General features: G+C 64.5%; 24 protein-coding genes and 3 pseudogenes. 13 read left to right on the top strand and 14 right to left on the bottom strand.

All coding sequences use genetic code 11. The features are described 5' to 3' along the window. Window positions 1-143 precede the first annotated feature (143 nt). From ACSDHM_RS10290 to ACSDHM_RS10275, 4 genes are read right to left on the bottom strand one after another with little or no spacing between them, the layout of a single operon-like run. Window positions 144-512, bottom strand: coding sequence for a DUF2894 domain-containing protein (locus ACSDHM_RS10290; RefSeq protein WP_088496084.1), 369 nt, complete (start codon window positions 510-512; stop codon window positions 144-146). Then, window positions 502-1,140, bottom strand: coding sequence for an OmpA family protein (locus tag ACSDHM_RS10285; RefSeq protein WP_072167539.1), 639 nt, complete (start codon window positions 1,138-1,140; stop codon window positions 502-504). Before ACSDHM_RS10285 ends, ACSDHM_RS10290 begins: the two co-directional genes overlap by 11 nt. Then, window positions 1,137-3,401, bottom strand: a complete 2,265-nt coding sequence (locus ACSDHM_RS10280) for a DUF802 domain-containing protein (protein ID WP_088496083.1) — start codon at window positions 3,399-3,401, stop codon at window positions 1,137-1,139. Before ACSDHM_RS10280 ends, ACSDHM_RS10285 begins: the two co-directional genes overlap by 4 nt. 10 nt (window positions 3,402-3,411) lie before the next feature. Continuing rightward, complete coding sequence (locus ACSDHM_RS10275; protein ID WP_438914533.1) at window positions 3,412-4,065, bottom strand: DUF3348 family protein; 654 nt, start codon at window positions 4,063-4,065, stop codon at window positions 3,412-3,414. A 146-nt stretch (window positions 4,066-4,211) separates the two neighbouring features. Here ACSDHM_RS10275 and ACSDHM_RS10270 point away from each other — a divergent pair, with 146 nt between their 5' ends. Beyond that, entirely contained in the window at window positions 4,212-5,135 is a 924-nt protein-coding gene (locus ACSDHM_RS10270) for a M14 family metallopeptidase (protein ID WP_439426954.1), read from the top strand. A 50-nt stretch (window positions 5,136-5,185) separates the two neighbouring features. Here the strand turns inward: ACSDHM_RS10270 and ACSDHM_RS10265 are convergent, their stop codons facing one another. From ACSDHM_RS10265 to ACSDHM_RS10255, 3 genes are all read right to left on the bottom strand, one after another. Continuing rightward, complete coding sequence (locus ACSDHM_RS10265) at window positions 5,186-5,578, bottom strand: diacylglycerol kinase (RefSeq protein ID WP_439426953.1); 393 nt, start codon at window positions 5,576-5,578, stop codon at window positions 5,186-5,188. 82 nt (window positions 5,579-5,660) lie between these two features. Continuing rightward, entirely contained in the window at window positions 5,661-6,287 is a 627-nt protein-coding gene (locus ACSDHM_RS10260; RefSeq protein ID WP_439426952.1) for a hypothetical protein, read from the bottom strand. Window positions 6,288-6,406: 119 nt separating this feature from the next. Then, window positions 6,407-7,039 (bottom strand): hypothetical protein, encoded by a 633-nt coding sequence (locus ACSDHM_RS10255; protein ID WP_439426951.1) that lies wholly within the window; start codon window positions 7,037-7,039, stop codon window positions 6,407-6,409. 348 nt (window positions 7,040-7,387) lie between these two features. On the opposite strand from ACSDHM_RS10255, the gene ACSDHM_RS10250 reads away from it, so the two are divergent. Next, window positions 7,388-7,705, top strand: coding sequence for a hypothetical protein (locus tag ACSDHM_RS10250; RefSeq protein ID WP_439426950.1), 318 nt, complete (start codon window positions 7,388-7,390; stop codon window positions 7,703-7,705). 50 nt (window positions 7,706-7,755) lie between these two features. Here the strand turns inward: ACSDHM_RS10250 and ACSDHM_RS10245 are convergent, their stop codons facing one another. From ACSDHM_RS10245 to ACSDHM_RS10225, 5 genes are all read right to left on the bottom strand, one after another. Next, complete coding sequence (locus tag ACSDHM_RS10245; protein WP_021204235.1) at window positions 7,756-8,103, bottom strand: RcnB family protein; 348 nt, start codon at window positions 8,101-8,103, stop codon at window positions 7,756-7,758. Between the two features lie 134 nt (window positions 8,104-8,237). Beyond that, window positions 8,238-9,674, bottom strand: coding sequence for an efflux transporter outer membrane subunit (locus ACSDHM_RS10240; RefSeq protein ID WP_439426949.1), 1,437 nt, complete (start codon window positions 9,672-9,674; stop codon window positions 8,238-8,240). Next, window positions 9,671-10,555 carry an efflux RND transporter periplasmic adaptor subunit gene (locus ACSDHM_RS10235; RefSeq protein ID WP_334271361.1) on the bottom strand — a complete coding sequence of 295 codons (885 nt, stop codon included), beginning with the start codon at window positions 10,553-10,555 and terminating at the stop codon, window positions 9,671-9,673. The genes ACSDHM_RS10240 and ACSDHM_RS10235 overlap by 4 nt, the downstream gene beginning before the upstream one ends. 1 nt (window position 10,556) lies before the next feature. Further along, the gene (locus ACSDHM_RS10230; RefSeq protein WP_072167550.1) at window positions 10,557-10,766 is read right to left on the bottom strand and encodes a DUF1656 domain-containing protein; all 210 of its coding nucleotides are present in this window, start codon (window positions 10,764-10,766) and stop codon (window positions 10,557-10,559) included. 4 nt (window positions 10,767-10,770) lie between these two features. Next, entirely contained in the window at window positions 10,771-12,645 is a 1,875-nt protein-coding gene (locus ACSDHM_RS10225) for an FUSC family protein (RefSeq protein WP_439426976.1), read from the bottom strand. Between the two features lie 166 nt (window positions 12,646-12,811). On the opposite strand from ACSDHM_RS10225, the gene ACSDHM_RS10220 reads away from it, so the two are divergent. Then, window positions 12,812-13,606 (top strand): AraC family transcriptional regulator, encoded by a 795-nt coding sequence (locus ACSDHM_RS10220; RefSeq protein WP_439426948.1) that lies wholly within the window; start codon window positions 12,812-12,814, stop codon window positions 13,604-13,606. A gap of 35 nt (window positions 13,607-13,641) precedes the next feature. Here ACSDHM_RS10220 and ACSDHM_RS10215 read toward each other — a convergent pair. Further along, window positions 13,642-13,770: pseudogene (locus tag ACSDHM_RS10215) on the bottom strand (alpha/beta fold hydrolase); the annotation flags it as partial. Between the two features lie 278 nt (window positions 13,771-14,048). Here ACSDHM_RS10215 and ACSDHM_RS10210 point away from each other — a divergent pair. The 9 genes and pseudogenes from ACSDHM_RS10210 (at window position 14,049) to ACSDHM_RS10170 (ending at window position 24,959) form a co-directional block, all read left to right on the top strand. Further along, the gene (locus tag ACSDHM_RS10210) at window positions 14,049-18,797 is read left to right on the top strand and encodes an RHS repeat-associated core domain-containing protein (protein WP_439426975.1); all 4,749 of its coding nucleotides are present in this window, start codon (window positions 14,049-14,051) and stop codon (window positions 18,795-18,797) included. Between the two features lie 10 nt (window positions 18,798-18,807). Beyond that, the gene (locus tag ACSDHM_RS10205) at window positions 18,808-19,023 is read left to right on the top strand and encodes a hypothetical protein (protein WP_326421582.1); all 216 of its coding nucleotides are present in this window, start codon (window positions 18,808-18,810) and stop codon (window positions 19,021-19,023) included. 1,508 nt (window positions 19,024-20,531) lie between these two features. After that, a pseudogene (locus tag ACSDHM_RS10200) lies at window positions 20,532-21,117 on the top strand (RHS repeat-associated core domain-containing protein); the annotation flags it as partial. A gap of 308 nt (window positions 21,118-21,425) precedes the next feature. Next, complete coding sequence (locus tag ACSDHM_RS10195) at window positions 21,426-21,710, top strand: hypothetical protein (RefSeq protein WP_439426947.1); 285 nt, start codon at window positions 21,426-21,428, stop codon at window positions 21,708-21,710. Window positions 21,711-21,749: 39 nt separating this feature from the next. Then, window positions 21,750-22,198: pseudogene (locus ACSDHM_RS10190) on the top strand (RHS repeat-associated core domain-containing protein); the annotation flags it as partial. A 176-nt stretch (window positions 22,199-22,374) separates the two neighbouring features. After that, complete coding sequence (locus ACSDHM_RS10185) at window positions 22,375-22,815, top strand: hypothetical protein (protein ID WP_439426946.1); 441 nt, start codon at window positions 22,375-22,377, stop codon at window positions 22,813-22,815. A gap of 312 nt (window positions 22,816-23,127) precedes the next feature. Continuing rightward, window positions 23,128-23,457 carry a hypothetical protein gene (locus tag ACSDHM_RS10180; protein ID WP_111008031.1) on the top strand — a complete coding sequence of 110 codons (330 nt, stop codon included), beginning with the start codon at window positions 23,128-23,130 and terminating at the stop codon, window positions 23,455-23,457. A gap of 487 nt (window positions 23,458-23,944) precedes the next feature. Beyond that, on the top strand, window positions 23,945-24,328 hold the full coding sequence (locus ACSDHM_RS10175) for a hypothetical protein (protein WP_439426945.1): 384 nt from the start codon (window positions 23,945-23,947) through the stop codon (window positions 24,326-24,328). 151 nt (window positions 24,329-24,479) lie between these two features. Then, window positions 24,480-24,959 (top strand): hypothetical protein, encoded by a 480-nt coding sequence (locus ACSDHM_RS10170; protein ID WP_227837675.1) that lies wholly within the window; start codon window positions 24,480-24,482, stop codon window positions 24,957-24,959. 19 nt (window positions 24,960-24,978) lie between these two features. Here ACSDHM_RS10170 and ACSDHM_RS10165 read toward each other — a convergent pair whose 3' ends face one another. Further along, complete coding sequence (locus tag ACSDHM_RS10165; protein WP_072167559.1) at window positions 24,979-25,353, bottom strand: hypothetical protein; 375 nt, start codon at window positions 25,351-25,353, stop codon at window positions 24,979-24,981. 566 nt (window positions 25,354-25,919) lie between these two features. Here ACSDHM_RS10165 and moaA point away from each other — a divergent pair. Further along, a complete protein-coding gene (gene moaA, locus ACSDHM_RS10160) occupies window positions 25,920-26,900 on the top strand; it encodes a GTP 3',8-cyclase MoaA (protein WP_439426944.1) in 981 nt (326 codons plus the stop codon). Window positions 26,901-26,907 lie beyond the last annotated feature (7 nt).

The following is a 26,907-nucleotide window of genomic DNA, read 5'->3' as shown; positions in this document are numbered from 1 at the left end:
CACAGCAGAGCCGACGCGCAGCGCAGATCGCGTTCCGGCGCACAGAGCACCCTCGATGGTAGTGCCGGCCGCTGGCCGGCAACCACATGACCTGCGCAGAGATGCGTAGCTGCCGGCCGGCGACCGGCACTACCATTCAGTGTTCAGCGCGGCTTGCGCGTACGCTTTGGCTTTGTGGTATCACCGCCGCTGGCGGCGCTGTCCTGCAGCGCCTGCAGCCAGGACAAGGTGTCCACATAGTCGATGAAGTGGCGAAGGTAGCCGGGGCTGGCGGCCTGCATCATGTCGAGCATGCGTTGCACCAGTACCGCCGAGTTCAGCGGGCCGCCATCGGCCGGGGCCTCGGCGCGTAGCGAGCGGCGCACCTGCAGTTCGCTGCGCAGCTCCGACCATTCGCGCTGCACCTGTTGCAGCATCGGCACCTGCGGGTAATGCGGCAGCGAGCGCGACCCCGCATCGAGGTCACGCACCAATGCGCGCAGGCCTTCCAGGGCGGGCGGTTTACTTGCCATCCGCCGCCTTGGGCTTGGGAATCGGCGCGATTTCCACGCGGCGATTGCGCGCGCGGCCTTCCTCATTGGCGTTGGAACTGACCGGCTGCTCGCTGCCGAACGCGGCGGCGAACACGGCGTCGGCCGGTACGCCATCGGCGATCAGGGTGCGGGTCACGGTCAGCGAGCGCTGCGCGGACAGCTCCCAGTTGTCAGCAAAGCGGCGGTTGCCTTCGCGCACGGGCGCATCGTCGGTGAAGCCGCTGACCATCAGGATCTCTTCGCGGCTGCCCAGATAGGCGGCCAGCGGTGCGGCCAGGCTGCGCAGCAGCTCCTGGCCTTCCGGCTGCAGCTGGTCGGAGTTGAGCGCGAACAGCACGCTGCCGCTGATGCCGATGCGGCCATTCACCAGCGTCACGCGGCCGGCCGCCAGCGGTCCGGCCAACGCTTGCTCCAGCGTCTGCAGGCGCTTGGCCTCGGCCTGGCGCTGCTTCACTTCCTGCTCCAGCCGCTGCGACAGCTCCAGCTGCACCGCGACCACACCCACCAGGATCAGCACGAACGCACCCAGCAGCACCGACATCAGGTCGCCGAAGGCGGCCCAGATCGGCGCGTGCGAGCCGCCATCGACCTCCAGCTCGTCGCTCATGCGCTGCCGGCCTTGCCGCGGCGTGTGGCCAGCTGCTGCAGTTCTTCCATCACCTGCTTCTGCGACAGCAGGCTGAGGTCGACCACCTCGCGCGCCTGCGCTACGTAGTAAGCCAGTTGCTCATCGCTTCGGGCCAGCGAGGCATCCAGTGCACCACCGATCTGTTCCAGGCGGCCGGAAAGCTCGGTGGCGGCACTGCCGAACTGCGCGACCGCTTCACCGAAGGCGCCGGCCAGCTGGCCGACGTCACCCGCGCTGCCGGTAAGTGCTGCCGCAATGCCATCCAGCTTGCCGGTCTCGGCGGCGATATGATCGGTAAAGCGGTTGCCGACACGCTCCAGCAGCTCGGCCGAACCGCCAACCAGTGCGTCCACCGCGGTGCGCTGTTCGTGCGATGCGTGGTTGATCGCATCGAGCAGGGTCTGCACGGTGGCCAGCAGGCGGCCGCGCTCTTCCAGCATTGCGTTGTCGCGTACCAGGCTCTCGGACAGCGTGCTGCGCAGCTCGTTGATGACATCGGCGGCAGCCTTCGGCGCGGCCGCGGCGGTCTGCAGCAGGGTGGACACTTCGGCCAGCGTGGCACTGGCCTGCGCGCGACCGTTCTCGCCGATCTGCTGTGCGGTGGCCGCCAGCGCGTCGCAGACCCGTTGCTGCTGTGCAGCCAGGCGTTCGCCATTGGCCTGCAGGCGCTCGGCCAGCTCGGTGGAAACGTGCTGCAGGGCATCGCTCCAGCGCTGCAGGCGCTGTTCGTCACCGGCCTGCAGTTGCGCCTGCAGGGCGGCGTGGGCCTGCTGCAACTCGGCGCTGACCGCGTCCCAGCGTGCCTGGCGCTGCTGCTCGCGGCTGTCCAGGCTGGCCTGCAGTTGGGCATGCGCAGTCGCGGCGGCGGCCTGGGCGGCTTGCCACTGTTGCGAGCGCTGCTGTTCGTGGTCCTGCAGCAGCGACTGGCTGGCGCTGTGGCGCTGTTCCAGTGCCTGCAGCAGTGCCTGCGCGTGCTCGTCCAGCTGCTGGCCGGCCGCCAGCAGCGCCTGCTGCTGGCGCTCGATCAGCGCGCTGTTCAGTGCCTGCTGCTGCTCGATGGCGGCGCGCCAGGCCTCGGCGTTGCCGTTGGCATCGGCCTGCAGGCGCTCGCCGATGCGCGCGATCAACGCTTCGGCATGCGTGCCCTGGCCATCGCTGAAGGCCTGCAGGTGCTGGCGCAGATCACTCACCAGCGCCTGCTGCGCCTGGGACTGTTCACTCACCACCTTGGCCCAGCTGGCTTCGGTGGCGACCCGGCTGCGTTCGAAACCGTCGCTCAGGCCCGCCAGCTGCTGTTGCACGGCCCGCTCGACACGGGCATGCAACGCTTCGCCATGGTGAGCCAGACCGGCCAGGGTGGTCTCGGCCATCGGCTGCAGCGCGCCACCGATGGCCGCGGCACTGGCTTCGGCACCTTCGCGCAGCGACTGCTGCAGCGACAGGGCCAGGCGTTCCTGCAGCGCCTGGCTCTGCGTCAGGAACTCGGCCTGGCCTGCCAGCAGGCGCTCATTGGCGGCCGCACTGTGCTGTTCAAAGGTGCTGGTCATCGCCTGCAGGCGGTCGACCAGCGCCGGCAGCGCGGCGGACTGTGCCTGCAGCAGGCGCAGCGATTCGGCGCGCTGCCAGGCCTGCGAATACGGGTGCAGGTCGCCGGCAATGGCGCGGTCCAGCTGCTGCACGGCCTGCAGGCGGTCGCGGCGCAGCAGCGCGGCCAACAGGCCGAGCATGGCCGAGCTGGCCACGCCCGCGATCGAGGTACCGAAGGCCACCGCCAGGCCCTGCACCGGCGAGGCCAGCGAGCCGCGGATCGCGGCCATGTCGGTGGCGCTCTGCAGGGCCAGGCCAGTGCCGCGCAGGGTATCCATCATGCCCAGCAGGGTGCCGAGCATGCCGAGCAGCACCAGCAGGCCGACCAGGTACGGGGTCAGCACCGGCGCGGGCAGGGCAGTGCGCTCGCCTTCCACGCGCAGGCGCACGGCGTTGCGCAGGCCCACCGGCACGCGCTCCAGCCAGGGGGCGAGGCTTTCTTTCGCGCTGGACAGGTCATTCAGTGCGGCGCGCAGGCCGTTGCTGGCCTGGCGGTAGCGGTACAGCTCCACGCCGCCGGCGATGTAGCAGGCCGCGATGATTGCCGCCACCGCTGCACCCAGCGGATGCACCGAAACGTAGCCAATGCCGATCCAGCACACGGCCAGCAGGCCGACAAGGAAAACAACGACATGGAGAGCAGTTCTGGACATGGTGTTCCGGTCAGTGGGAGCGCAGGGCGTCTTGCAGCCCTTCGATCGGGTGGAAGCGCAGCTGCAGCTCGGCGAGCAGCAGCGTGCGCATGTCATGGCGGAAGGCCGCGCGCCAGCCGGGCTGGCCATGCACGCGTTCAAAACGGGCGCCGAGCACCGCCGGCGCGGTGGCCAGCAGGCTGTGCTCGCGCGGGGTGAGGGTCTGTTCCATCACCGCATCAACCTCGGCCAGTCGCGCCAGCTCCGGCGAGACCTGTACCAGCTGGTCGCGCAGGCGGCCGCGCAGGCGCCCGGTGGCGGTCTGGATGGCCTGCTGCAGCACCCGGTAGCGCTGGCGCAGCGAAGCGAAGTTGGGTGCGGCAGCGGCCTCGGCCAGGTCCAGCAGGCGCTCGGCCTCGGCGTCCTCGCGGATCGAGGCCAGCAGGCTGGCATAGGCCTGGGCGCAGTCGGCCAGTACATCCTCGGCCCCCTCGGCAGCTTCGCCGGGCTCGGGCAGGCGTCCGCCCAACGCGCCGGACAGGGCCACGGCACGGCTCCAGTCCACCCACTGGCCGAGGCGATCGGTCAGAGCGGGACTGCTGGCCGGCATCGCGCCGTCGCTGAGACGGGCGAGCAGGCGGAGGAACTCCGGTCCACCCAGGACCGGCTGCGCTGCGTTCGCCATCAAGGGGTGAGGGGCCAAAAACCGCTGATTTTACAGCCAGATGACCCCGGCTGGATGAAGGCGGGGCTTGGGTGGCGGTACCCGCAGGCGCGACAAGGCTTAGAATGTCCGGCTGCATCCACCCGTTCGACCCCTGGAGTACCCCCATGACTGTTGCGCAGTTCTACCCGATCGGCACCCCCGGACAGCCCTGGGGCAACGTGGAACGCGCACAGTGGCGGGCCCGCCAGCAGCGCCAGCGCAGCTACCACGATGACGTGGTGGCCGCCCTCGAACGCCTGGACGACAGCGTTTTCGACGTGATCCAGTACGGCCAGCTGGACTATGCGCCGGACCATTATCCGCTGTTCGCGGTGGTCAACCACGACTGGAACCCGGCGCTGCCGACCGCGCTGATCACCGGCGGCGTACATGGCTACGAGACCAGCGGCGTGCACGGCGCCCTGCAGTTCCTGGAACAGCAGGCCGAGCGTTACCTGGGTCGGCTGAACCTGATCGTGGCGCCGTGCGTCAGCCCGTGGGGCTACGAGCGCATCCAGCGCTGGAACCCGGATGCGATCGATCCGAACCGCAGCTTCCGTGACGGTGGCCAGATCGAGGAAGCGGCCGCCCTGATGCGCTGGGTGGCCGAGCGCAAGCCGAACCTGCTGGTGCACCTGGACCTGCACGAAACCACCGACAGCGACCTGCACGAGTTCGATCCGGCGCGTTGCGCCCGCGACGGCAAGCCGTTCGAGCGCGACACGATTCCCGATGGCTTCTATGTGATCGGCAACAGCGAAGACCCGCAGGCCGAGTTCCAGAAGGCCCTGATCGCCGCAGTGGCGCCCATCACCCACATCGCTCCGGCCGATGCCGACGGCAACCTGGTCGGCCTGCCGCTGCAGTCGCCGGGCGTGGTCTGGGGCGAGTCGCGTTCGATCGGCGCCTGCGCCGGCTTCACCGACGCACGCTTTGCCACCACCACCGAGGTCTACCCGGACAGCCCGCGCACCAACCCGCAGGAATGCAACGACGCCCAGGTGGCGGCGGTGTGCGCCGGCCTGGATTTCGCCCTGGCGGCGCAGTAGCGCATCAACACGAGGTAGCGCCGGGCCCTGCCCGGCGGGTCGGGCGTGCGCTAGCCCAGCAGGATCACGCCCCACACCGTACCGACCATCAGCAGCGCGGTGGTCTGTGCGGCGCTGCCCATGTCCTTGGCGTTCTCGGATAGTGGGTGGTGGTCAAGCGAGATGCGGTCGACCACCGCTTCGATGGCCGAGTTGAGCAGTTCCACCAGCAGGCTGATGAAGCAGGCCGCCAGCACCACGGCGCGTTCGACCCTGCTGATGTCCAGCAGGAACGCGGTGGCGATCAGCAGTGCATGCAGCAGCAACAGCTGCCGGAAGGCTGCTTCGCCACGGAAGGTGGCAATGAAGCCATCGCGCGAATGGATCAGCGTATGGAAGATACGGCGAAGCCCGGTCTTGCCGTGCGGGTACTTGCCGCTGTCCCTGGGGTGAAGTGGCTGCATGCCGGTCCTGCCATGAGTTGACCTCACGACAGGATGTGCAGGCAGGCGTCGGGAAGGCGTCGGACGCCCGTTGGATTTTCCTTCAGCCGCCTTGGCGCTGCGCCTGGATGGCCTGGTCGAGGGCGTCCAGCTCATCCGTCGGCGAGGCCAACCATGCCGGGTACGCCTCGGTCTCGACGAAGGCGGAGGATCGCAGCACGTCATCTAACGCCGGATTGTCCTTCTCCGCATGGCGCAGCAGGCCGGACATCAGCCCGCAGATGCGGACTGCGGCCTGGAAGGCGCCCTGCAATGAACCGGCCGGCTCGGTGACCGTGTTGAGGAAGGCCGCATAGGCCGGCCCATCGAAGACGAAGTCCTCGCGCCGCTGGAAGGCATCACCGTTGAGGTTGGCTTCGCCAGAGACGTGCCGCGAGAATCCCCAGGACCAGATGTCGAGGAAACGCAGGTCATCCAGCATCCGGCGCGCATCGTCATTCAGTGGAACGGCGCCGGACAGGGCGTGCTCCAGCGTGGCCGCCGCGAAGGGCTCGGTGCCCTCGTGGGCCAGGAAATCGCTCAGGCAGCGCAGGGCACCGGGATGATGCGGGTCCAGCTGCAGCGCCCGGTAGATCACCCGCGCACCTTCGACGTGACGGCCCTGGGCGATGAAGATGTTGAGGGCATGGTGCGCGAGCTGGTCGGCGCTGAGGTCGGCAATGCGGGTCATCGGGTCTGGCGGGCATGGACGAAAGGTGTGCGCCAGTCTGACAGATCGCTCAATCGGCCGGGCTGCGTGAATCGCGGATCGAATAGATCACCGAGAAGTCCTGGGGTGCCGCTCGCGCATCAGCGCGCGTAGGTTCGCCAGAAAAGCACGTGGTCTTCGGCCGTGTTGACGGCGACGAAGACGGATTTTCGGGATTCGGGCGCGCAGCGAAAGACGCGGTACGACGACTTGAGCGTCCCGTCGCCCGGCCACCAGTATCGATCGAACGCAACAGGATCGCTGCTACTGAATGTCGTTGCCTGGCAATCCGCCGGCAGCTGCAGTGATACCGCAGGGGGTTTGGTGAAGGCCAGCGCGCTGGTGTTCGAGTCGAGGTCATGTACCTCCCGCAGATCGGTCGCCGCTTGCGGCACCCAGCCGGGAATCCACCCCTTGTTCACCCTGTCGGAGTCAAGCGCCTCCTGCAGGGTGTCGAACGAACTGTCCATCACCATACCGCAGGCGCATAGCGCGATACAGAACGTCACGACAATGGCGCGCCTGGCCCATGCAACGGGGCTGGTCATCCTCGTCATGCTCTGCGGAAAGCAGCCTACCCACTTCTTAGGGCGGCAAGCGCTTGAGCCGCGCTTCCAGCCCCGGTCGTACGGCCGGTCGCAGGGTTCTGCATGGCGCTGCGCCTTGCGCGCGTACTGCTGCATGAACAGGCCGATCTCCTGCGCGATCCTGTCCTTCCGGCTCTTGCCTGCCATCGACGGGCGTCCCTGTGTTCATCCTGAATCATCGGTCGGCGCACGCCAGCACGGATGACGGGCGCCGCAACAGGCCGGTTTGACGTTGAGGAAGGTCTGCGCGGATGATGCGCGGGCGCGCGGCGCAGGAGGGGATCTGTCAATGGGGCAACTTGACGTGGTGGAGCATGCCGGTGTTCCCTTTACCCGCTATGCCAGCCGTGAATGCAGTGGTCTCTGTGCGCAGCGATGGTGGTATGAGAACCGGTTGGGCCTGGATACCGAAGCCTGGTCGGTGGAATTGGATGCTTCCGATCGCGTGCTCGCAACGTCGCGCTTGACGTCACCCTAGAAGACCGCGACGAACGCATGCGCATCCATCGACCTTTCGTCTTCATCGCAAGCCTGGCCCTGATGGCGTTGTGCGGACTGATGGGCGTACTGGTGCTCATCCATGGCTTCAACGAGCAGGGCCTGCGCTGTGGCAGGCTGTGCTCACTGGAGGTCTCCATTCGCCTGCTCTTCGGTGATCGGGGATTCGAAATACTGGTGGCGATGGGACTGTTTGCCACAGCGCTGATGTGCGCGTATATCGCACTGCGGGAGGGCATGCATGCCGGGCGGCCGCGGAGGCAGGTGCAGCGTCGGGGGCGCAAGCGCCGCCGACCGTCACAGCCCCGGTCGTGAGTATCCCTCCACGTGGCGTGCTGCCGCGCGGAGGGACACCGCAGGAGGTCTCAGCGATGCAGCGCGTCGATGATCAAGCCGGTCGCGATCTCCACCAACAGATACTCGGTGTCGGACTGGCGCACCCAGCGCTGGCCGCGACCCGGATTGCGCAGGTCGTAGCGCGCGTAGTCGTCTACCCAGTAGCGGCGGTCCACTTCGGCCCAGGGCAGGCGGTCGCCACGACGCCAGGCCTTCTTCTGCCAGCCCGGCGGCGGCGCATCGCGGTTGTGCGGGCCGCCTGCATGCGGCGGCGGGCCGTTGCCGCGGGCGTGGTGCGGCGGATCGGCGAAGGCGGGGGCCGCAGCCAACGCGGTGGCGGTGGTCAAGGCGATGGCAAGCAAACGTGTGGTCTTCATGGAGATGCCTCCGTCATGGCCGCGGCATGCGGCGCTGTGGCGGGAATATAGGGCAGGCAGCGTGAATGAATACGGGTGTGCGCGGCACTTTCCTGAACACACGGCGTGACGTGCAGTCGCCGCCCCGGAACGGATCACCGGGTCCCGTCCCGGGCCGGATCCGTTGCGCCCCAACCACCGCCCAGTGACAGGAACAGATCCATCTGGCGATCGACCCGGTCCGCGCGCGATGCGGCCAACGCGGACTCCGCATCTGCCAGTGCGGCCTGGGCCGAAAGCACATCGAGAAAATCGATCCTGCCGAAACGGTAGAGCTGCTGCGCCTGCCCCGCGGCCCGCGCTGCGTCCCCACGCGCCTGTGCCAGGCTGCGCTCGCGTTCGAGCTCCTGCGTGCAGGCAGAAAGCGCAGTCTCGGTCTGGCGCAGTGCCTGCAGCACCGCGCCGTCAAAGGAAGCAAGAGCGGTATCTGCATTGGCACCGGCCGCTGCGATGCGGGCCTTGGCCACGCGGCGGTTGGGCCAGTGCCATGACAGCAGCGGCCCGACGCTCGCCCCGAAACCGTTGGCGGAAAGCAGCTGCCCTCGCATGCCCGCCGTGCCCAGGGACGCGCCCAGGGTGACCTGCGGATAGAGTTCCGCGGTCTCTACGCCGATCATGGCCGTGGCCGCGGCAAGGCTCCGCTCGGCGGCACGTATGTCGGGGCGCCGCTGGAGCAGCTGCCAGCCCTCACCGACCGGCAGCGCCTGCTGCAGCTCAGGGGGCTGGGGGCAGGCTTCGGCCTCCCTGGGATAGTCTGCCGGGACCCTGCCCATCAGTGCGGCCAGTTCGAACAGTGCGGCCTGGCGTTCTGCCAGCAGGTGCGGTACCGCCGCCGCGCTGCGGTTGACCGCGGCTCCGGCACGGCTGACATCGAAGTCCGTTCCACGCCCGCCTGCAGCCAGGCGACGGGTTGCCTCCAGCGTGGCGCGCTGTATCGCCAGCACATGCCGGGTCGCAGCGAGCGTGTGATTGCTTGTGCAGATCTGGAGATAGGCACGGGTGACAGCTGCAGCGACGACCACGCGGACCTGGTCCCGTGCCGCAGCGATGGCCTCCGCGTCCGCGTTGGCGGCTTCGATGCCGCGGCGGATGCCACCTGCAAGATCCAGTGGATAGGAGAGGTGGAGGCCCAGCGCGTACGACTGCGGCGCGGCCGACGCCTGGGTGTAGCCACCGGCATGGACGAGCGTGCCGGATGCATCCACGTCCCCTTGCACGGCACCGCGCGCGCGGTACTCCAGCACGGTCGCGGTGGCGCGCCGAAGGTTGGCATCGGCGGCGCGCAGGTCGGTATTGGCCGCCAGTGCCTCGCGTACGTAGGCGTCAAGCTGAGGGTCGCCATACAGTTGCCACCATCGATCCGGTGGCGCGTCGTGGCTGAACGGTGCGTCCTGGCCTGAGACGAACGCCCGCGCAGCCCGTTGTGAAGCTGCGACGGCATTCGCAGGCAGGTGATAGTCGGGGCCGGAGACGCAGGCCGTCATCGGCAGCAGCAGGGCAAGCAGCCCACCGCATAGTGTTCGCAAGCTCACTTGCAGGCTCCCTGTGCCGAGGGCGTGATGGTCACACTCGCAGTGCGACCGACGATCAGGCGGGTATCCGGCCGCGCATCATCAATGCGGATGCGTACCGGGATCCGCTGTGCCAGCCTCACCCAGGTGTAGGTCGGCGCCACCGCCGGCAGCAGGTTGTGGGTGCTTGAGCGCTGATCGTCGGCAATGCCGGCGGCGATGGTATCCACGTGCCCGCGCACGTCGTGGTCGTCGCCCATCAGCCGGGCCACGGCGGCATCGCCCTCGGTGATGCAGGCCAGCTTGGTTTCCTCGAAATAGCCCTCGATGCGCAGGCTGCGGGTGTCGATCAGCGCCAGCGCCTGTGCCCCCGGCTGCAGGTAGTCGCCCGCGTGCAGGTCCAGGTTGGTGACGATGCCATCGGTGGTCGCACGCACCTCGGTGCGTTGCACATTGAGCCGGGCAACGCGCTGTTCGGCCCGCGCCTGCGCCAGGGCGGCCAGCTCGGTATCGACCTTGGCGGCATTGCGTTCGCGGGTTTCCGAAGCGACCAGGTTGCCCAGTGCGTCGTCCCGCGTCGATTCGCGGCGGGCCAGTGCCAGCGTGGCGCGTGCGCTGCTGGCCGCTGCGTCGGCCTTCTCAAGTGCGGCAGCGAAGCGCGGCTGGTCCAGCACCAGCAGCAGCTGTCCGGCGCTCACCCGCTGGTTGTCGTGCACCAGCACCTGGGTGACCAATCCCCCCATGTCCGACGCAACGCGCACCACGTCGGCGCGCACCCGCCCATCGCGCGTCCACGGGCGTGTTTCGTAGCGATGCCAGATGGCCAGTGCAGCGACGACGGCAATTGCGAACACCACCAGGGTTGCGCTCCAGCGCCCGATGACAGCAAGCGTGTGTTTCATCTCATTTCTCGAACAGGGGCGCGAGCCGGATCATCAGCTCCGCCAGGATCACGAACAGGGACAGGCCCACCAGTGGCCACGCGGCGAACAACCGGTACAGACCGAGGCTGGCGAGGAAACGTGAGGTCAGTACCGACACCGCCAGCGCGGCGACGGCCACCGCAAGCAGGCCGGGAATCAGCACGCCGTCAATCGAAAGATCAGGAAGCATGAGCTCAGCGCCGATGAGTGAGCGGAGATACGAGAAGGTCGCGGCGCAACCCGCAGAGCAGGTGCGACAGCTGCTCCCGATCAGCCCCGCTGCTGGCCGCGGCAGCCTCGCGCATGCGGTCCAGCAGTTTCAGAAGATGGATGTCGCCACTGCTTGGCGCGCGTGTGCGCATCCTGAAATGTGCGGCGATGCGCTCGACCAGCGCGGCGTGAAGCGACTGCGTGCGCGGATCGACCAGGCGCCTGCCCAGTGCGCGGAGTTGGCTGGATGCACGTGCCGCACGAACCTCCGCAAACAATGCCCGCAGGTCGTGTGCCGCGCTGGAACGGCCCTGCAGCCTGGGAGCGAGCAGCCCGATTCGATCCAGCATGCGGCTGAGCCAGGCCCGGGTCAAATCACCTTGTCCGGCGGCGTGTCGTGCGATGTCCCGGCGGATCGAACGCTCCAGCCGAGCGCGGTTGCGGCCCGCATCGGCGGTCTGGAACAGCTGCATGCTGCACAGTGCCACCGTCGTACCGATGAACAATGCAACGCTGTTGTTGAGTGCGCCGACGATGTTGACCGTATTGGTCGCCCCCAGTCCCGCGATGAGCGGAAACGTCAGCACCACGCCCAGCGCAGCCATGATGAAGGGAGGCCGGGCCAGGAACGATCCGCACAGCAGCAGCGCAGGCGCCAGCGCGGCAATCAGGCCGACGAAATCGGACAACGCGGGGAAGATCAGCAGACCGTAGAGCAGGCCGACGGCAACGCCGATCAATGACCCCACCAGATAGCGCATGACATGCGGCGCAGGCGCTTCGATCGTGCCGAACAGCACGCACGCCGTGCCGATGATGGACACCGCCGTGGCGCCCTCCGACCAGCCGGTGACGATCCACAGAACGCAGCTCAGCAGGATGCCGACGAACGCGCCCAGCGCGCTGCGCAGGGCAAGCTGATGATCCCGGTGAAGCGCCGCACCACGCGCATGTCGGGCAAGGCGAGCAGGTACATGCAGGCGCCAGTCGGGCCGGGCAGTGTGCAGTTGCGCCTGCAGCACGCGGCAGTCGGCGTGGGCCAGGTCGAGCTCGGCCTGTTGCGTGGCGAGGCTGGCCTGCAGCAGATCGCGCCAGCCGCTTGCATCCATTGTGCCGGCCTGCGGTGAACGCAGCCGAGCGATGGAATCTTCCACCGCGCTGGACAGCATCAGGACGTCCAGCATCCGGTCATGCAGGGCGCGCAGGATCTGCACCTGGGCCACGCCGTGGGCGCTGTCGAAGGGCAGGTGGATCGACAACACGTGCAGATCAAGCAGGTCGGCTGCCACTTTCGAGCGGTCCGTCACCAGCACCGTGTCCGATGCACCGGCGCGCATGTCCCGTGTCCATCGTTCCGCATCATCCAGCACGGCAGCAACCCGTGCGTGCACGCGCGACGAAACCCGGCGCGGCAGCACCAGCCCATGTACCAGCGTAGCCGCCAGGATGCCGATGGCGATTTCCTGCACCCGTGTGATGGCAATGGTGAACACGTCTGCCGGCACCATCACCGCCGGAAACCCGATCAGGCTGGTGGTATAGCCGGCCAGCAGGAACGCATAGGCACGCGGCGTGCGGTCGAGCATCGCCAGGTACAGGCACAGCGCCATCCACGTGGCGAGTGCGGCGCTCAGCATCAGGGGGGCATTGGCGAAACGTGGCACCAGCGCGACGGTGGCGACGGCCCCGCCCACGGTACCGAGCAGGCGGAACAGGCCGCGGCTGAGTGTCGCCCCGGAAAGGGGCTGCGACACCAGATAGACCGTGCCGATCACCCAGAACGGGCGATTCAGGCCGATCCGCAGGGAGACATACAGCCCCAGCGACGCGGCGAGCAGGCATTTGAGCGAGAACAGCACCGCCTCCTGGTCGGTCCGGAGGGCAGGGCTTTTCAATCGGGCGAATGCCTGGAGCAGGTGGGGAAGGAAAGGTGTGGGGAGGTGCATGCGGCTCATGCTAGTGATCGGCCGCAACGACTAATTTCGCTACAATGACAATCAATCGCTAAAACCGGTCAATGTGAGAATGGCTCGCATTTCGCTCCCCGGCTTTGACCTGGACCCGGACAAGACCGACCGCCCGGCGGTTGCCAGCCGCCTGCAGGTGGCCGAGCACGACGCAGAGATTCCCGTGCATGAACACCGCAAGGGCCAGCTCATTCTTGCGCTGCATGGCGCGGTGACCTGCGAAGTGGCCAATGCGTTGTGGATCGTGCCGCCCCAGTGTGGCGTCTGGATCCCGGGCGGCATGCCGCACAGCAATCGCGCCACCGCCAACGCGCGCCTGTGCTACCTGTTCGTCGAGCCCGGCGTCGTCGACCTGCCGGCGCAGTGCGTGACGCTGGCGATCTCGCCGATGCTGCGCGAGATGATCCTGCACCTGGCCGACGCGCCGCTGGACTACCCGCATGGCAGCCACACCGACCGGTTGGCGCGGGTGTTGCTGGACGAGCTGGTACAGATGCCGGCCGAGCATCTGTCGTTGCCGGTCAGCCATCACCCGAAGGTGCGTGCGCTGGCGGCGGCGCTGTCGGCGGATCCGGCAGATCGCAGCACCATCAGCCAGTGGGCGGTGCGCCTGGCCCTGGGCGAGCGCACATTGACCCGGCTCATCGAACGGGAAACGGGCTTGTCCTTCGGGCGCTGGCGGCAGCAGCTGCACCTGCTCATCGCCATTCGGGAACTTGCCACGGGCGCACCGGTACAACGCGTTTCCGAGACGCTGGGCTATGAGTCGGTGACGGCCTTCATCACGATGTTCAAGAAGGCGCTTGGCCTTTCCCCGGCGCGGTACTTCGCGGTGCGCTTGCGTGGGCGGTAGCGGGGAACAACGGGCGAAGCCGTTGCCTGGAACTGCTACTTCGAGGTGTCGGAGACCGATTGAATCGCGGCCACCACCGCAGCGGGTTCCTCGCGCTGGAGGGTGAGGCCGGTTGCCAGGTAGCGGTGCGAGCCGCGTGTGAAGCCCGGGAAGAGCAGGGCGTGTGTGGGAGATTGTGCTGGTAGTTTTGTGAGCTATGAACACGGACTCCCTGTAGAGGAAGTCATGGGAGCCCGGCGTAGGCCGCTGAATGGCCACGGATGCTTGAATCTGTGACCGGTTACGCGACTCCACACTTGAATGTGCAAGCGTCCTCGCCGATAAAGGCGGCATGTGGCACTGCCGCATTCCGGACCAGGGACGATCCGATGCACGACGCGTGGGCTCAGCTCCGCGTTCTCGTTCCCGCCGGCGCTGTGTTCGTCCAGGAAGGAGAACAGGGATGTTGGAACGACTGAAGACCCTCTCGCGTGCCGCGCTGGCGATTGTTGCCGCTGGCTGCATTGCGCCGGCTGTTGTACAGGCGCAGGAAAGCAAGATCACCTGGCGTATTTCGCAGCCCGGTGGCGATGCGACCCAGTACAAGACCCAGCAGGCGGCGGTGGCCGGCATCAAGAATCTGCCGGCGCCCAGCCCCTTCCCGCCGGAGTTCCAGTTCGGCTGGCAGTACGTCGACAAGATCAAGTCGAAAGTCGTGGACTTGAACGGAAACACGGCGATTACCTACTGGATGGGAAAGACTCAGCCCTCCGATCCTGACTGGACTTACTACGGCGCGGGTGATGGTGGCTTCCTGTCCGAAGAGGAAGTGCTGGAAGCGCTCATTGCAGACTTGCAGGACATCAATCCCCAGTGTCCTGGGGAAACTGCTGTGCCGGAAGGAGAATGGGGCCCAACTGCTCCAGGGATGGACGGAATTTCGGAGGTCAGGGAGTACCGGGTCACCGGCATGCTGGGCAGCAATTCGGCGGAGTCTCCGTGCGTGCCCTTCGACGCAGGAACGACAGGGCTTGCTCGCATGCGACGCTTGAACTGCCCGATCCCCTTCACGCAGTGGTCCAACACACACAACGCCTGCGTCAGCGAAGAATTCGTTGCAACCATCACCTCGAAGTCGCAGAAGTGCGACAAGGACGGCGGCAACGGTAGCTGCCCCATGTCCCGCAACGATACAGCGGCGAACATGAGTCCGATTCCCGACAAGGACCCGGCCTCCAACGGCGGTACCTGCGACGGCAATGTCGGCAACCCATGTGATGTCAAAACGGGCGAGAAGTACGAGATCGCGCCGGACTTCGATCTGGGCTGGATCGCGCTGACGCGCTTCTATCACTCCGGCATCTCCACCTCATCCGGTGGCTTCGGCTATGGCTGGACCCATTCGCTGGGCGCCCACCTGGCACTGGACGGCGTTGACAGCGTGGGCATCATTGAAAGCACCGGTTTCCAGCGTGCATTCAAGAAGATCGGCCAAGCCTATGAGGCGGACGACGACAGTGGTGACCGTCTGGTCCAGAACGGCAACTGGACACTGTACTCGGCGGATTCCATCTCGACCTTCGGCGCGGACGGGCGTCTGGCCGCCAAGCGCTTCGCGGATGGCACGTCGCTGACCTATATCTACGACGACAGCGACCGCCTTGCGGCGGTCACGCACAGCAGTGGCCGCACACTGGAGTTCGTTTACCAGTCCAACGACTATGAGGCGCTGATCAGTTCGGTGCTGGTCGAAGGCATTGCGCTCGCCACCTATACCTACACGCCGCAGAACCAGGTCGCCACGGTGACCTATGCGGGTGGTGGTGTGCGGACGTATCACTACGAGAACCAGGACTTCCCCCAGCACCTGACCGGCATCACCGCCGAGGACGGTCGCCGCTACAGCACCTTTACCTACGATTCCATCGGTCGTGTGATCTCCAGTCAGCATGCCGGCGGTGCCGATGGCGTGACACTGGCCTACAGCCCCAATGGCGGTGCGGTGGTGACCGACGCGCTGGGGCGGCAGACCGACTACACCCTGACACCCGGCGGCGACACCGCGCCGTCGCGCAAGGTGACCGGCCTGACGGATTCGCAGGGAACCGTCAGCCGAACCTACTACGACCAGAGTGTCGACTTCCGCCGGCGCCTGGATACCTACACCGATCGCCGCGGCATCCAGACCAAGCACACCTATGCGCAGGGCACCGATCCGGTAAGCGGTCGTGCCGTCAGCATCCATACCGTGACCGAAGCGGTCGGCTTGCCCGAGCAGCGTGTTGTGACCACCGCGCGCGAGGTCGAAACCAATGCGGTACTGACCACCCGGATCGGTAGCCGCGAAACCCGCACGGCCTTCAATTCCCGACGCCAGCCGACGGCCAACACGGTGACCGACACCGCTTCCGGTCAGACGCGCATCACCAGCTACACGTACTGCGAAGCCGCTGATGTGGCAGCGGCAGGCAGCTGCCCGGTGGAGGGGCTGCTGAAGAGTGTGGATGGCCCGCGCACGGATGTGGCCGATGTCGTTACCTATGCCTATTACTCGGCGGATGATGCAGGGTGCGCGATCGGAGGTGCCTGCACCTATCGCAAGGGCGACCTGCGCAGCGTGACCAATGCGCTGGGCCAGACGGTCGAGACTCTGGCCTACGACGCGTTCGGGCGGCCGTTGTCGGTCAAGGATGCCAACGGCGTGGTCACCGACTACACCTACCATGCTCGCGGTTGGCCAACCTCGGTCACCGCGCGTGGCGCGACCACTGCCGAGAATCGGGTCACCCAGATCAGCTACTGGCCGACCGGCCAGGTGCAACAGATCACCGAGCCCGACGGCAGCAGCGTTTCCTATGTCTACGATGCGGCGCTGCGCTTGACCGATATCGAGGACAACGCGGGCAACACGATTCACTACACGCTGGACAATGCCGGCAATCGCCTCAAGGAAGACACGCTCGATGCAGGCGGTACCCTGCGCCGTACCCTGGCGCGGACGTTCAACACACTCGGCCAGCTGACCGCACTGAAGGACGCAGGCAATCACGCCACCGGCTTTGCCTACGATGCCAACGGTAACCGGCAGACCGTGACCGACGCTCTGCAGCGCGTGACCAGCCAGCAGTACGACCCGTTGAACCGCCTGGCGCAGACCCTGCAGGATGTGGGCGGCGTCGCGGCGGAGATCCGCAGCCAGTACAACGCGCTGGACCAGGTCACCCAGGTCACCGACCCGAAAGGCCTGCACACCACTTATGCCTATAACGGTTTCGGTGATCTGACCGGGCAAGTCAGCCCGGACAGTGGCGCCAGCAGCTTCACCGTGGACGCGGCCGGCAATCGCAAGACGGCTACCGATGCGCGTGGCGTCACCGCCACCTATCAGTACGACGCACTCAACCGCCTGATCGGCATCGCCTATCCGGACCCCAATCTCGACGTGGGCTACAGCTATGACGTGGCGCCGGCCGCCTGTGCCGCCGACGAGCGCTTCGCCAAGGGGCGCCTGGGGCAGGTGCTGCACGCCAATGGCAGTACCCAGTACTGCTATGACCGTTTCGGCCAGGTCACCCGCAAGGTACAGACCGTCAACGGCGTTGCCAGCACGCTGCGCTACGCCTATAGCAAGTCGGGCCGCCTGACCGCGTTGACCTACCCCGACGGAAGCGTGGCCGACTACGTGCGCGATACCCAAGGGCGCATCAGCCAGATCGGTCTGACCCGCCCCGGCCAGGCGCGCCAGATCGTGGTGAACAACGTGACCTATGCGGCCTTCGGCCCGGCGACCGGCTGGACCTACGGCAACGGCCGCCAGCTGCAGCGTCCGCTGGATCTGGATTACCGCCCGCAGGCGGTGCATGACCCGGCCGCGGGCGGCCTGTCGCTGGGCTATGGCTACGATCCCGTCGGTTCGATCACCGAGCTGAAGAACGGCACAGGCTCAACGGTGCTGGCCAAGTATGCCTATGACGCGCTGGGTCGCCTGACCCAGACCCAGGACGGCACGACCGGCACCCCGATCGAAACCTATGCCTATGACGCCACCGGCAATCGCACCGCGCTGACCACCTCGGCAGGCACCGCCAGCTACACCTATCCCGCAACCAGCCACCGGCTGACCGCAGTGGATGGCGAAGCGCGCAACCATGACGCTGTGGGCAACACCACCCGAATCGGCAGCAAGACCTTCACCTACAACGATGCCAACCGCATGAACGCGGTGAAGCAGGGTAACGCCACACTGGAGAGCTACGCGTACAACCATCGTGGCGAGCGCGTGCTGCGTACTCCGGCTGGTGGCGCTGCTCAGATCACCCTGTATGACGAGACGGGGCAATGGCTGGGCAACTACTCGGCCACGGGCCAGGCGCAGCAGCAGGCCATCTGGCTGGACAACTACCCGGTGGCGTTGATCAGCGTGCCGAGCGCCGGCGTGCCGGAACTTGCCTACGTGCAGCCGGATCATCTGGGCACGCCGCGCGTGGTGATCGATCCGGTGCGTGATGTGGCGATCTGGGAGTGGAGCAACAAGAGCGAGGTGTTCGGCAACCAGATCCCAAGTGCCGATCCAGATGGCGATGGTGTGGCGTTCGAACTGGCGCTGCGCTTCCCGGGCCAGCAGGCGACGGATGCGAGTGGGCTGTTCTACAACTACCAGCGGGAATACGACCCTGCAGTGGGGCGGTATTCGCAGAGTGATCGCATTGGACTCAGGGGCGGGATCAGCACATACGGATACGCAGGTGGCGTCCCGTCGTCTTTGATAGATCCACTTGGTTTGTGTCCCTGCGAGTGCGTCGACTACTTAGGCATGACGTTCGGTGTGGCAGACGTCACCTTTGGAGGCTTGGAAGCTGTGAATGGCGCAGGAGCCACCATTGCCGGTGTTTTGTCTCTGCAGCCCGAAGTTGCAATCCCCGGATTCCTGGTAATGGTGAATGGTGGAGCAACGGCGTACGATGGAGTGTCAGCGATACAAACCGCTCAAGATGGAAAGGAAAGAGAATCCATCTACACCGAGGTGGGCGGGGAGTTGCTGGGGCCAGTTGGCGCGAAGACGGGAGAGCTGTTGTCGTTTGGCTTGACGTTCAGCGGTCACCTTAAGGCCACACGGAAACTGTTGCAACGCGTAGCCACTGACAAGGATGCACTGGATGCCATGAAGGCGGTGAAGGATGTTTCGGGTGGGTCCGGGTGCAATTGCAAATAATGGAGATGATATGCATATGCGCAAGAAAATATTTAATTGGCTTGGTTTGTTGTTCTTTGCACTAATCTTCTTGAGGTCCTCGTCCTATCTTGTATTGAAGGCGTATGCGATTGGCCACCTTGAGAGGGGCGATTATTTTGTAATGTTGCCAATGGCGCTGGGGGCGCTCCTGATCTGCGGCATGTTTATGGCAATTATTATTAAAGGAGTGAAAGCCAATCGGTAAGCTCCGCCTGGAGGCTCACGCGCGACGTATGGTTGCGGCAGATTGTATGGGTATCACTTTCACGATTTACAGCTAGCTGGAATTCGTCTTGATCCGGTGTCAGGTGTGAATGGTTATCTGTTCGATTGCAGGATCTTGCGAGAGCGCTCAGCGAGAACCTGCTGATCGACTCTCCGGTGATCCGCCGGATTCTTAATGTGTGAGACATGAAACATGAAACATGGAGCTCCTCAGCCCTCCAGGAAGGTCCGTGGCATAGCATGAGAGCGTTTGATCTGCGGTGTTTGAAAAAGGACGCCGAAGCAAAACCATAAGGCGTTATTGGAAAAGAGGGTTCCTAATGCCTGCGTGGGTAGGCCTAAAGGTGCAAGCGCATTCCCATAGGACTGGGTATGGCGGGATCGAGCATCGGCAGCTGGCTAATGAGCTTGAGTGTCGCGCATATCAAGAGTGGATGATCTGCGCAACTCGGCTGCGCGATGGAGGACTCGGAGGCGCCGCAGTAGACAAGGCCTACAGCAGGGCAGTAAAGGAAGGAGCAACAGGCAATGCGATGCATTCGGATACTGGCCATCTTCTCGCTCGTTCTGGGCCAGCTGGGGTGCCGGGATGATGCTGAGAGTTCAACGTACCCCATGGGTCAGACTGGAAAGACTTGCACTGCCTTCAAAGGCTTTGATCGCCAGCCTCCCGAAGCGGTTGTTACCGAACTGGCCAGACGGGGGTTGGACAGTCGCAGGTTGATCCATAAAACAGTTTGCGGCTCGATCACCAGCTGGGAGATCCTTCCTGCAGGGGCGTCGATCAATCGGATACCTCCCCCAGATACCTACGTGAACGTCTGGCTTAGCGAAAACGGCTCTGTTTCCGTCAGTATGGACAGCCCTTGATGTCGGCGTTGCCCCTGATGCTCACGCATGGGCCAGCGCGCCTGCGCAATAGGTCAGCTAGGGCGAAGTTGCGCTCATTCGATTTCAAGCTTTGCGCACGTTGGTGGGGATCCGATTTCACAGTCCGTCTCTCTGAGATTGTGCGAAGACGATAATGATTCTGATGCGCCCATTCATAAAAAGACCTGTGGCAAGTACTTCAAGTCATGCATGTCCTACGTCCAACCTCCGACATGGTTGACTTTGCCGGTGTCTGGTGCGTCCGTTCTGACGTTGTTTGTTGAAGTGCCCTTTGTTGCCGGTGTTGCAACAGTGGGGGGAGGAGCGCTGGCGAGCTATTAGGTTGGAGCTGCTATCGTCTGCGCTATGGCTGGAATTCAAGCTCTGCAGTGAGCCCTATGAAACTGACACGCAGGTGGCTTCTTACATTCTCTGTGATTTGGCTCGCACTTTCGGCTTTGATGCTGTGGTTTTGACCGAATCTGGGATGTGTGTGGCGCGTTCCTGGCTGCGACAGCCTTCTATCTCGTTGCCTTGAGGAGGAAGCAGCATCTGGATGGTGGATCACAAGAGTAGCGTGCCTTTTCAACCCCCTCTTCGAAGAGGGGGCTTGAGAATTATGACTCCACCGGTAATCGCACCCCGCTGACCACTTCGGCAGGCACCGCCAGCTACACCTATCCCCCAACCAGCCATCGCCTGGCTGCGGTGGATGGCGAGGTAGCAGCCATGACGCAGCGGGCAACACTCCAGCTTCGGTAGCAAGACGTTCATCTACAACGATGCGAACCGCATGAACGCGGTGAGGCAGGGTGATGCCGTGCTGGAAAGCTACGGTTACAACCATCGCGGCGAGCGCGTGCTGCGTACCCGGGCCGGTGGCGTAGCGCAGATCACCCTGTATGACGAAGCAGGGCGGTGGCTGGGCAGCTACTCGGCCACCGGCCTGGCGGAGCAGCAGGCCATCTGGCTAGACAACTACCTAGTGGCGTTGATCAATGTGCCGGGCACCGGTGTGCCCGAACTGACCTACGTGCAGCCGGATCATCTGGGCACGCCGCGCGTGGTGATTGACCCGATGCGGAATGTCGCGATCTGGGAGTGGAGCAACAAGAGCGAGGTATTCGGCAACCAGATTCCGAGTGCCGATCCGGATGGTGATGGTGTGGCGTTCGAACTGGCGTTGCGCTTCCCGGGCCAGCAAGACGGAAGCCGCTACCTTGTGCTGCCAGGTCTGATAAAAGGAAATCCGATCAATCAGACCGTTGATCCTTGCGGGAGAACCATCAAGAATGTGGCTTTGCCAGGTCACCAATTTGGCGGATCGGTCACTATTTCAATTCAACAGAGGAGCGGTGTGGTGGGTGCGCATATCGTTGGAGCTGTTATCGGGCCGAATCCGATCATGAATCAGCTTATGGGGTCGATGATTTTTGAGTATCTCGGTTCCCGCGCTGCGAGGTCTTTGGGGCCATGAATAATGTGCTAAAGAAGGGCTCAAGGCGCCGATTGGTGTTCGCTCTGTTTCTGCTCGTATGGTTCGTAAAATCTATTTTGGGATTCATTGCTGTCGCAGGACGAGATGCTCCTGGCTACCCGGGTGCTGTGAGAGGCTTCCCATATCCGTATCTTGGAGGCGCGAAATTTTACGTTGCAATACCGGCTATGTTTGTAGGGCTTAACGTGATCATGTTTTTGTTCGCGAGCAGGATTCCGAAATGGTTAGCCATCATCGTTGCGGCGCTGCAATTATTTATTCTGCTGATGCTCCTGTTTCTTGGTGCAGGAGGAATTTAAGTGAGCTGCATATCCGAAGCCCCGCTCACGCGGGGCTTCTCTTTCACCTGCAACGATGCCAACCGCATGAGCTCGGTGAAGTTGGGTGACGCCACAGTTGAGGGCTACGGTTACAACCATCGCGGCGTGCGCGTGCTGCCTACCTCGGGTTGTGGCGTAGCGCAGATCACCCTGTACGACGAAGCAGGGCAGTGGCTGGGCAACTACTCGGGCACCGGCCAGGCGGAGCAGCAGGCCATCTGGCTGGACAACTACCCGGTGGCGCTGATCAATGTGCCGGCTACCGGCGTGCCGGATCATCTGGGCACGCCGCGCGTGGTGATCGATCCAGCGCGTGATGTCGCGATCTGGGAGTGGAGCAACAAGAGCGAGGTGTTCGGCAGCCAGATTCCGAGTGCCGATCCGGATGGCGATGGTGTGGCGTTCGAACTGGCGTTGCGCTTCCCGGGCCAGCAGCCACGGATGCGAGCGGGTTGTTTTACAACTATAGTGGTTCGATCAAAACACCAAGGGCGACTCCACCGCTGACTCCGCTGCGGATCAGCTGGCAATCCGCCTCGGACGATCATCTGGGCAAATGAGCCGTACGGGGAGTTGCTCGCAGATGTGCGGGAGCTATCGACCCCGGTGGAAACTTCCCTTGCTGATGACTCGGATGCCTCAGATGTACGCTCCCAAGCTGCTCCCAATCGTGACGCTGTCAATCGCACTTTGTGGTTGCATGGAAGTTGCCAGCACAGAGTATGCAGACCGCAATCAAGCCGTCTCAAGGCAAGCAATCGGTGAATCGAAATGGTTGCCTTCATGGTTGCCTGAGGACGCAGTCAACATACGCGAGTCGCACGACATGGACACAAATGAGTCGTGGCTGGTTTTCCGCCTGACCAGCGGGGCTCTTGCTTTGCCCGAAGAATGTAGGCTGGTGAGCAGGCCGGAGATGTCCGACGCGCGAGTCATGCGGAGATTTCCTCAGTTTGCCCGCAACGCGTGGTCGCGAGCGTCAAGCTATGGCGGCAAGTTCTATCTGTGTCCGGAGGGAAATGTTGGCCGCTGGGTCATGCGCGATGAAGAGCTGGGCCTTGTTTACAGCGGAATAAAATTATAGTTGGCTGGGCGGTCTCACCCAGTAAGCGAGATGCGTGAGTGGCACGTGGCGGTCTCCTTTCCCGGTGCCTGATTCGGCACTTTCCGGCCGAGCGTCGTGTGGGTTCGGGTATGTGCCAAATCGACCTTGCCACTGGTCCGTGTTCACGAATGGGAGGGCCGTGTAAGAAGATCGGATGGTCCGGCAAGCTTTAAGCACCCTGGCGTTCGGCAGGAAGATTGCTGGGCCGCGGTGACGACTGTGCGGGAGGACCTATGGGATATCGGCTCCATGCTCTATTGTGGCTGCAGCGCAGGCGGTGGATAGAGGCGAATGGAAATGAAGGAAAGCCTGAGAGAAAGAGAGGCGCTGTCGCCAACTGGCTTCTATGACCGATACTATGCGGAGAGTGGCCTGGAACAGGAAACCGTAGTGGAGCTGCTGGAGCATGTTGCAGACGAGCTTCGTTTGCCCTCCGGGAAGCTCCGTCCTGGAGATCGATTTTCGAAGGAACTGTCGCCTGGTGAAGCTCATGGTTGGGACTCGGGGTATGGGGTGTTGATATTCGAGCTTCAATCGCTCGCAAAAGAACGTGGTATTGCAGTCGATCGGCGGGTGGATTCGCTCGACGACTATATTCGTATCATGGCGGGTATCTATTGATGAGATTGATGCGTCCCTGAATGGCTATCGGCGTGAGACGTCGCAGTGCGTACTGAGGATTCGGGGATGCCAAAGGTGAGGTGTGCCGCAGCTGTCGTTGCCGGTCTGGTTCTGGCCGGCTGTGCAACATTGGGTGGCGATATGATCGTGCGCGTCTCGGGAAGCGTGCCGCCAGGTCAGGGTGACGTTCGCGCTCTCGATTGTGAGCTGAGCATGCTCGGGGAGGGCGAAGGTGTAGTTTCGTCGAAACCGGTTGGAAGCACATTCTCGGTCCCCATGATGGTCGTTGCAGGGCCGGAACCCCAGAGCTACCAATTCGCCGTTGAATGCAGGGATGGCCGGAGGTTCGCATCCAAGCCGGTGCAGCTCAGTAGTCGGCGGTCCTAGGCCCGGGATCTCAATCTTGGGGAGCTTCAGGAGCGGTGAGAGAGAGGAAGGGGCGACCGGGGTCGCACCTCCGTGGTATGCATCTGACGGATTCCAGTGGATGAATGAAGATTTCAACTTGCTCGAATGGTGTGACGCCACGATGCTGGCCATCAACATTGATAGGAGCAAACCTGGCGTATGCGACGAGGTAAGGGTCCACGTGCGCTGGCCGGACGGCCGGCAGGCAAGCGTCTGCTTCTCGGAAGCCTACGGGTGCTCGGCGCTCATGAACTTCGGCGTACTGGGGGAGGAGGGAATAGAGTTCGCCAGGGTCGAGGACGACGAGCCGGGGCTTGCTCATCTTCGTTGGAAGGCGGTCGGCTATCCGTTGTCCGGCCTGAAGTGTTTCCGTATCGAGACCACCTCGACCGGAAGCGTCATTCTCATCTACGCCAGGACATGGCGGATCGAGCATCTGCCGATGGCGGGTGCAGTGCCCTGAAGGACATTCCGTGCCAAGATTCCTCACCCCCGACAAGGTCTCCCTCATCCAAGGGAAGCGGCCTGAGAAGACCGAGCGGAGATGTGTTTGGGGTCATGATTTTTGGCCCTGCGGCGACGTTGTCCGCCACACTCTGCAAACTGGGGCCTTGATGATGGTGAGGATCCTGACAGCACTACTTCTGATTGGAGTCGGACTTGGATTCTCTGGCGGCGCATGGGCTGTAGGAAAGCGGCCCTTCAAGATGATCCAGTTCTGCGTGCATGACCAAGAGGGCGTGAATCGGTTCAAGCAGACCCTCAGCTCTATCGCCAAGGACGAAGGAATGCAGTACTTCGATGGCAGCGCTGAATTGGATCGCCAGCTTGCCAGGGCAAAGGTGGACGTGAAGCGCCCTGTCGTCTACGTCGGAGTGAAGCGGGAAGATGGCTCGGGACTGGAGGCGGGGAACCTCGGATTGGATCGCTTCGAGATAGCTATCGGCTTCTCTGAAGGGAAGATGCCCGCCGAGGCACGGTCATTTTCTGTCCGCGTCGAACGCACCTTGGCCGAGCGCTGGAATGCACTCGCGATTCCCTCGGCGAAGGGCGCTACGCCGCTGGCATGTCGGGTGGAAGGCGGTTCTCGTTGAAGTCCGTTGCACATGACATTCACCCTTCGGGCTGTAACCGCCCCACCGCGTGGGCGCACAACGACTGGCAGGCCATGACCAACCCCTCCATCACCCGGTCGCCCACGTACTGCCCGGGTTCGCCGTTCTGACGGGTGCGTTCGGCCGCCAGCAGCATTTCCAGCACCACCCGCAACCCGCTCAACGCGCAATCGGCGTCGGCCAGGGCCAGGCAGCGCCCGGGCAGCTGGTGACGCTCCGGCCAGGGTTGCCCGTCGGCCGCAGCACCGGAGCCGATGCGGTGGAGGTTGGCAATGAAGGTGTTCCTGTCCACTGTTGGCGCAGCCTGTGGCGCACCGTCGTCGCCGGCGGTGTTGCGGTAGGCGTGCAGATGCGGGAAGTCCGATTCGTTCATGGCAAGGCTCCGTGCAGGGCAATCGGTAGCCGCCACCCATAAAAGTGGCGGGCGGTACGTGGTTCGAACACCGGGTTGATGTCAGTCCGGCGGGCCCGAAGGCCCCCACGCACCGCCCGCCATAGCCGGCAGACGGATTGCCAGCCGGCGCCACGCTAAGGTGGCGCCGGCTGGCAAGCGCATACATCAACATCAACTCGGGTGTTCGAAGCCCGGCCACCTATTTCCGGTGGCACGCCATCTGAGCCCTTGGCGCTGTGCAATGCCAATCAGAAGAGTTGTAAACATCACTCGATTGGAGACGCTTTTGACATTGTCCTACGCTGTTAAGCCCCGCCGGTGCTGGCTGGCGTAGTGATCCGCCTGCAACGTGCAATCTGCGACAGGTGTCGAGGTTGTCACGGCGAACGGGACGGGCGAGGAGGGCCTATCACGACAGGCGGTGCCAATTCAGGCTGCGTGGCTCACGGGTTGACGCTTTCAACGCCCCAGCGCACTCTGCGGGCTGGGGTCGACAACCCGTTCAGGGGCAGGGCTGCAGGGTGGTACCAGGAGGCGGAACAGCCATGAGCCAACTCACCGACAGCTTCGGACGCAGCTTTCCGTACCTGCGCTTGTCGCTCACCGAAGCCTGCAACTTCCGGTGCAGCTACTGCCTGCCCGACGGGTACCAGGCCGACGGCCGCCCGCGTTTCCTGCAGGTGGAGGAGATCGGCCGCCTAGTGCGGGCCTTTGCGGCGCTGGGCATGAGCAAGATCCGCCTGACCGGCGGCGAGCCCAGCCTGCGCAGGGATCTGGACGAGATCATCGCCACCGTGGCGGCGGTGCCGGGAATCCGCAAGGTGGCCATCACCACCAATGGCACGCTGCTGCCGCGGCGCCTGCCGGGCTGGCACCGGGCCGGCCTGACCGCGCTGAACGTGAGCATGGACAGCCTGCAACGCGAGCGTTTCCACACCATCACCGGGCACGACCGCCTGCCGGAGATCCAGCAGGGCCTGGCGCTGGCGCAGGCGCTGGGCCTGCCGTCCATCAAGCTCAACGCGGTGCTGCTGCGCGGCCTGAACGACGACGAGCTGCCGCAGTGGATGGAGTACCTGCGCAACCGCCCCTTCAGCGTGCGCTTCATCGAACTGATGCGCACCGGCGACAACGAAGCCTATTTCCAGCGCCACCATCTGCGCGCCGATCGGGTGATCGAGCAGCTGCTGGCCGCTGGCTGGCACGAGCGCCCGCGCGCGGCCGATGCCGGCCCGGCGCGCGAGTTCGGCCACCCCGACCATCGCGGCAGCATCGGCATCATCGCGCCGTATTCGCGTGACTTCTGCAAGGGCTGCAACCGCCTGCGGGTGACCGCCAAGGGCGACCTGCGGCTGTGCCTGTTCGGCGAGTTCGGCGTACCGCTGCGCCCGTTGCTGCAGCGCGACGAGGACCAAGACGCGCTGCTGGCACGCATCACCACCCAGCTTGGCCTGAAAGCGGCCGGGCATGGACTGCACCAGGGCCAGACCGGGCTGACCCCGCACCTGGCCTCCATCGGAGGATGAGCAACAC

Source organism: Stenotrophomonas sp. T8, assembly GCF_051853085.1.
Classification (GTDB): domain Bacteria; phylum Pseudomonadota; class Gammaproteobacteria; order Xanthomonadales; family Xanthomonadaceae; genus Stenotrophomonas; species Stenotrophomonas sepilia.
The sequence above is the reverse complement of the archived record's forward strand: the minus strand, read 5'-3'. Positions and strand labels throughout refer to the sequence as shown.

Coding starts and splice junctions, on each gene's coding strand:
- ACSDHM_RS10165 (WP_072167559.1), bottom strand. CDS start 25,353: ATGAACGAATCGGACTTCCCGCATCTGCACGCCTACCGCAACACCGCC.
- ACSDHM_RS10210 (WP_439426975.1), top strand. CDS start 14,049: ATGTTGGAACGACTGAAGACCCTCTCGCGTGCCGCGCTGGCGATTGTT.
- ACSDHM_RS10290 (WP_088496084.1), bottom strand. CDS start 512: ATGGCAAGTAAACCGCCCGCCCTGGAAGGCCTGCGCGCATTGGTGCGT.
- ACSDHM_RS10255 (WP_439426951.1), bottom strand. CDS start 7,039: ATGGCAGGCAAGAGCCGGAAGGACAGGATCGCGCAGGAGATCGGCCTG.
- ACSDHM_RS10235 (WP_334271361.1), bottom strand. CDS start 10,555: ATGAAACACACGCTTGCTGTCATCGGGCGCTGGAGCGCAACCCTGGTG.
- ACSDHM_RS10265 (WP_439426953.1), bottom strand. CDS start 5,578: ATGCAGCCACTTCACCCCAGGGACAGCGGCAAGTACCCGCACGGCAAG.
- ACSDHM_RS10170 (WP_227837675.1), top strand. CDS start 24,480: ATGATGGTGAGGATCCTGACAGCACTACTTCTGATTGGAGTCGGACTT.
- ACSDHM_RS10230 (WP_072167550.1), bottom strand. CDS start 10,766: ATGCTTCCTGATCTTTCGATTGACGGCGTGCTGATTCCCGGCCTGCTT.
- ACSDHM_RS10205 (WP_326421582.1), top strand. CDS start 18,808: ATGCATATGCGCAAGAAAATATTTAATTGGCTTGGTTTGTTGTTCTTT.
- ACSDHM_RS10185 (WP_439426946.1), top strand. CDS start 22,375: ATGTACGCTCCCAAGCTGCTCCCAATCGTGACGCTGTCAATCGCACTT.
- ACSDHM_RS10285 (WP_072167539.1), bottom strand. CDS start 1,140: ATGAGCGACGAGCTGGAGGTCGATGGCGGCTCGCACGCGCCGATCTGG.
- moaA (WP_439426944.1), top strand. CDS start 25,920: ATGAGCCAACTCACCGACAGCTTCGGACGCAGCTTTCCGTACCTGCGC.
- ACSDHM_RS10180 (WP_111008031.1), top strand. CDS start 23,128: ATGGAAATGAAGGAAAGCCTGAGAGAAAGAGAGGCGCTGTCGCCAACT.
- ACSDHM_RS10270 (WP_439426954.1), top strand. CDS start 4,212: ATGACTGTTGCGCAGTTCTACCCGATCGGCACCCCCGGACAGCCCTGG.
- ACSDHM_RS10175 (WP_439426945.1), top strand. CDS start 23,945: ATGAATGAAGATTTCAACTTGCTCGAATGGTGTGACGCCACGATGCTG.
- ACSDHM_RS10275 (WP_438914533.1), bottom strand. CDS start 4,065: ATGGCGAACGCAGCGCAGCCGGTCCTGGGTGGACCGGAGTTCCTCCGC.
- ACSDHM_RS10245 (WP_021204235.1), bottom strand. CDS start 8,103: ATGAAGACCACACGTTTGCTTGCCATCGCCTTGACCACCGCCACCGCG.
- ACSDHM_RS10260 (WP_439426952.1), bottom strand. CDS start 6,287: ATGACCCGCATTGCCGACCTCAGCGCCGACCAGCTCGCGCACCATGCC.
- ACSDHM_RS10280 (WP_088496083.1), bottom strand. CDS start 3,401: ATGTCCAGAACTGCTCTCCATGTCGTTGTTTTCCTTGTCGGCCTGCTG.
- ACSDHM_RS10250 (WP_439426950.1), top strand. CDS start 7,388: ATGCGCATCCATCGACCTTTCGTCTTCATCGCAAGCCTGGCCCTGATG.
- ACSDHM_RS10220 (WP_439426948.1), top strand. CDS start 12,812: ATGGCTCGCATTTCGCTCCCCGGCTTTGACCTGGACCCGGACAAGACC.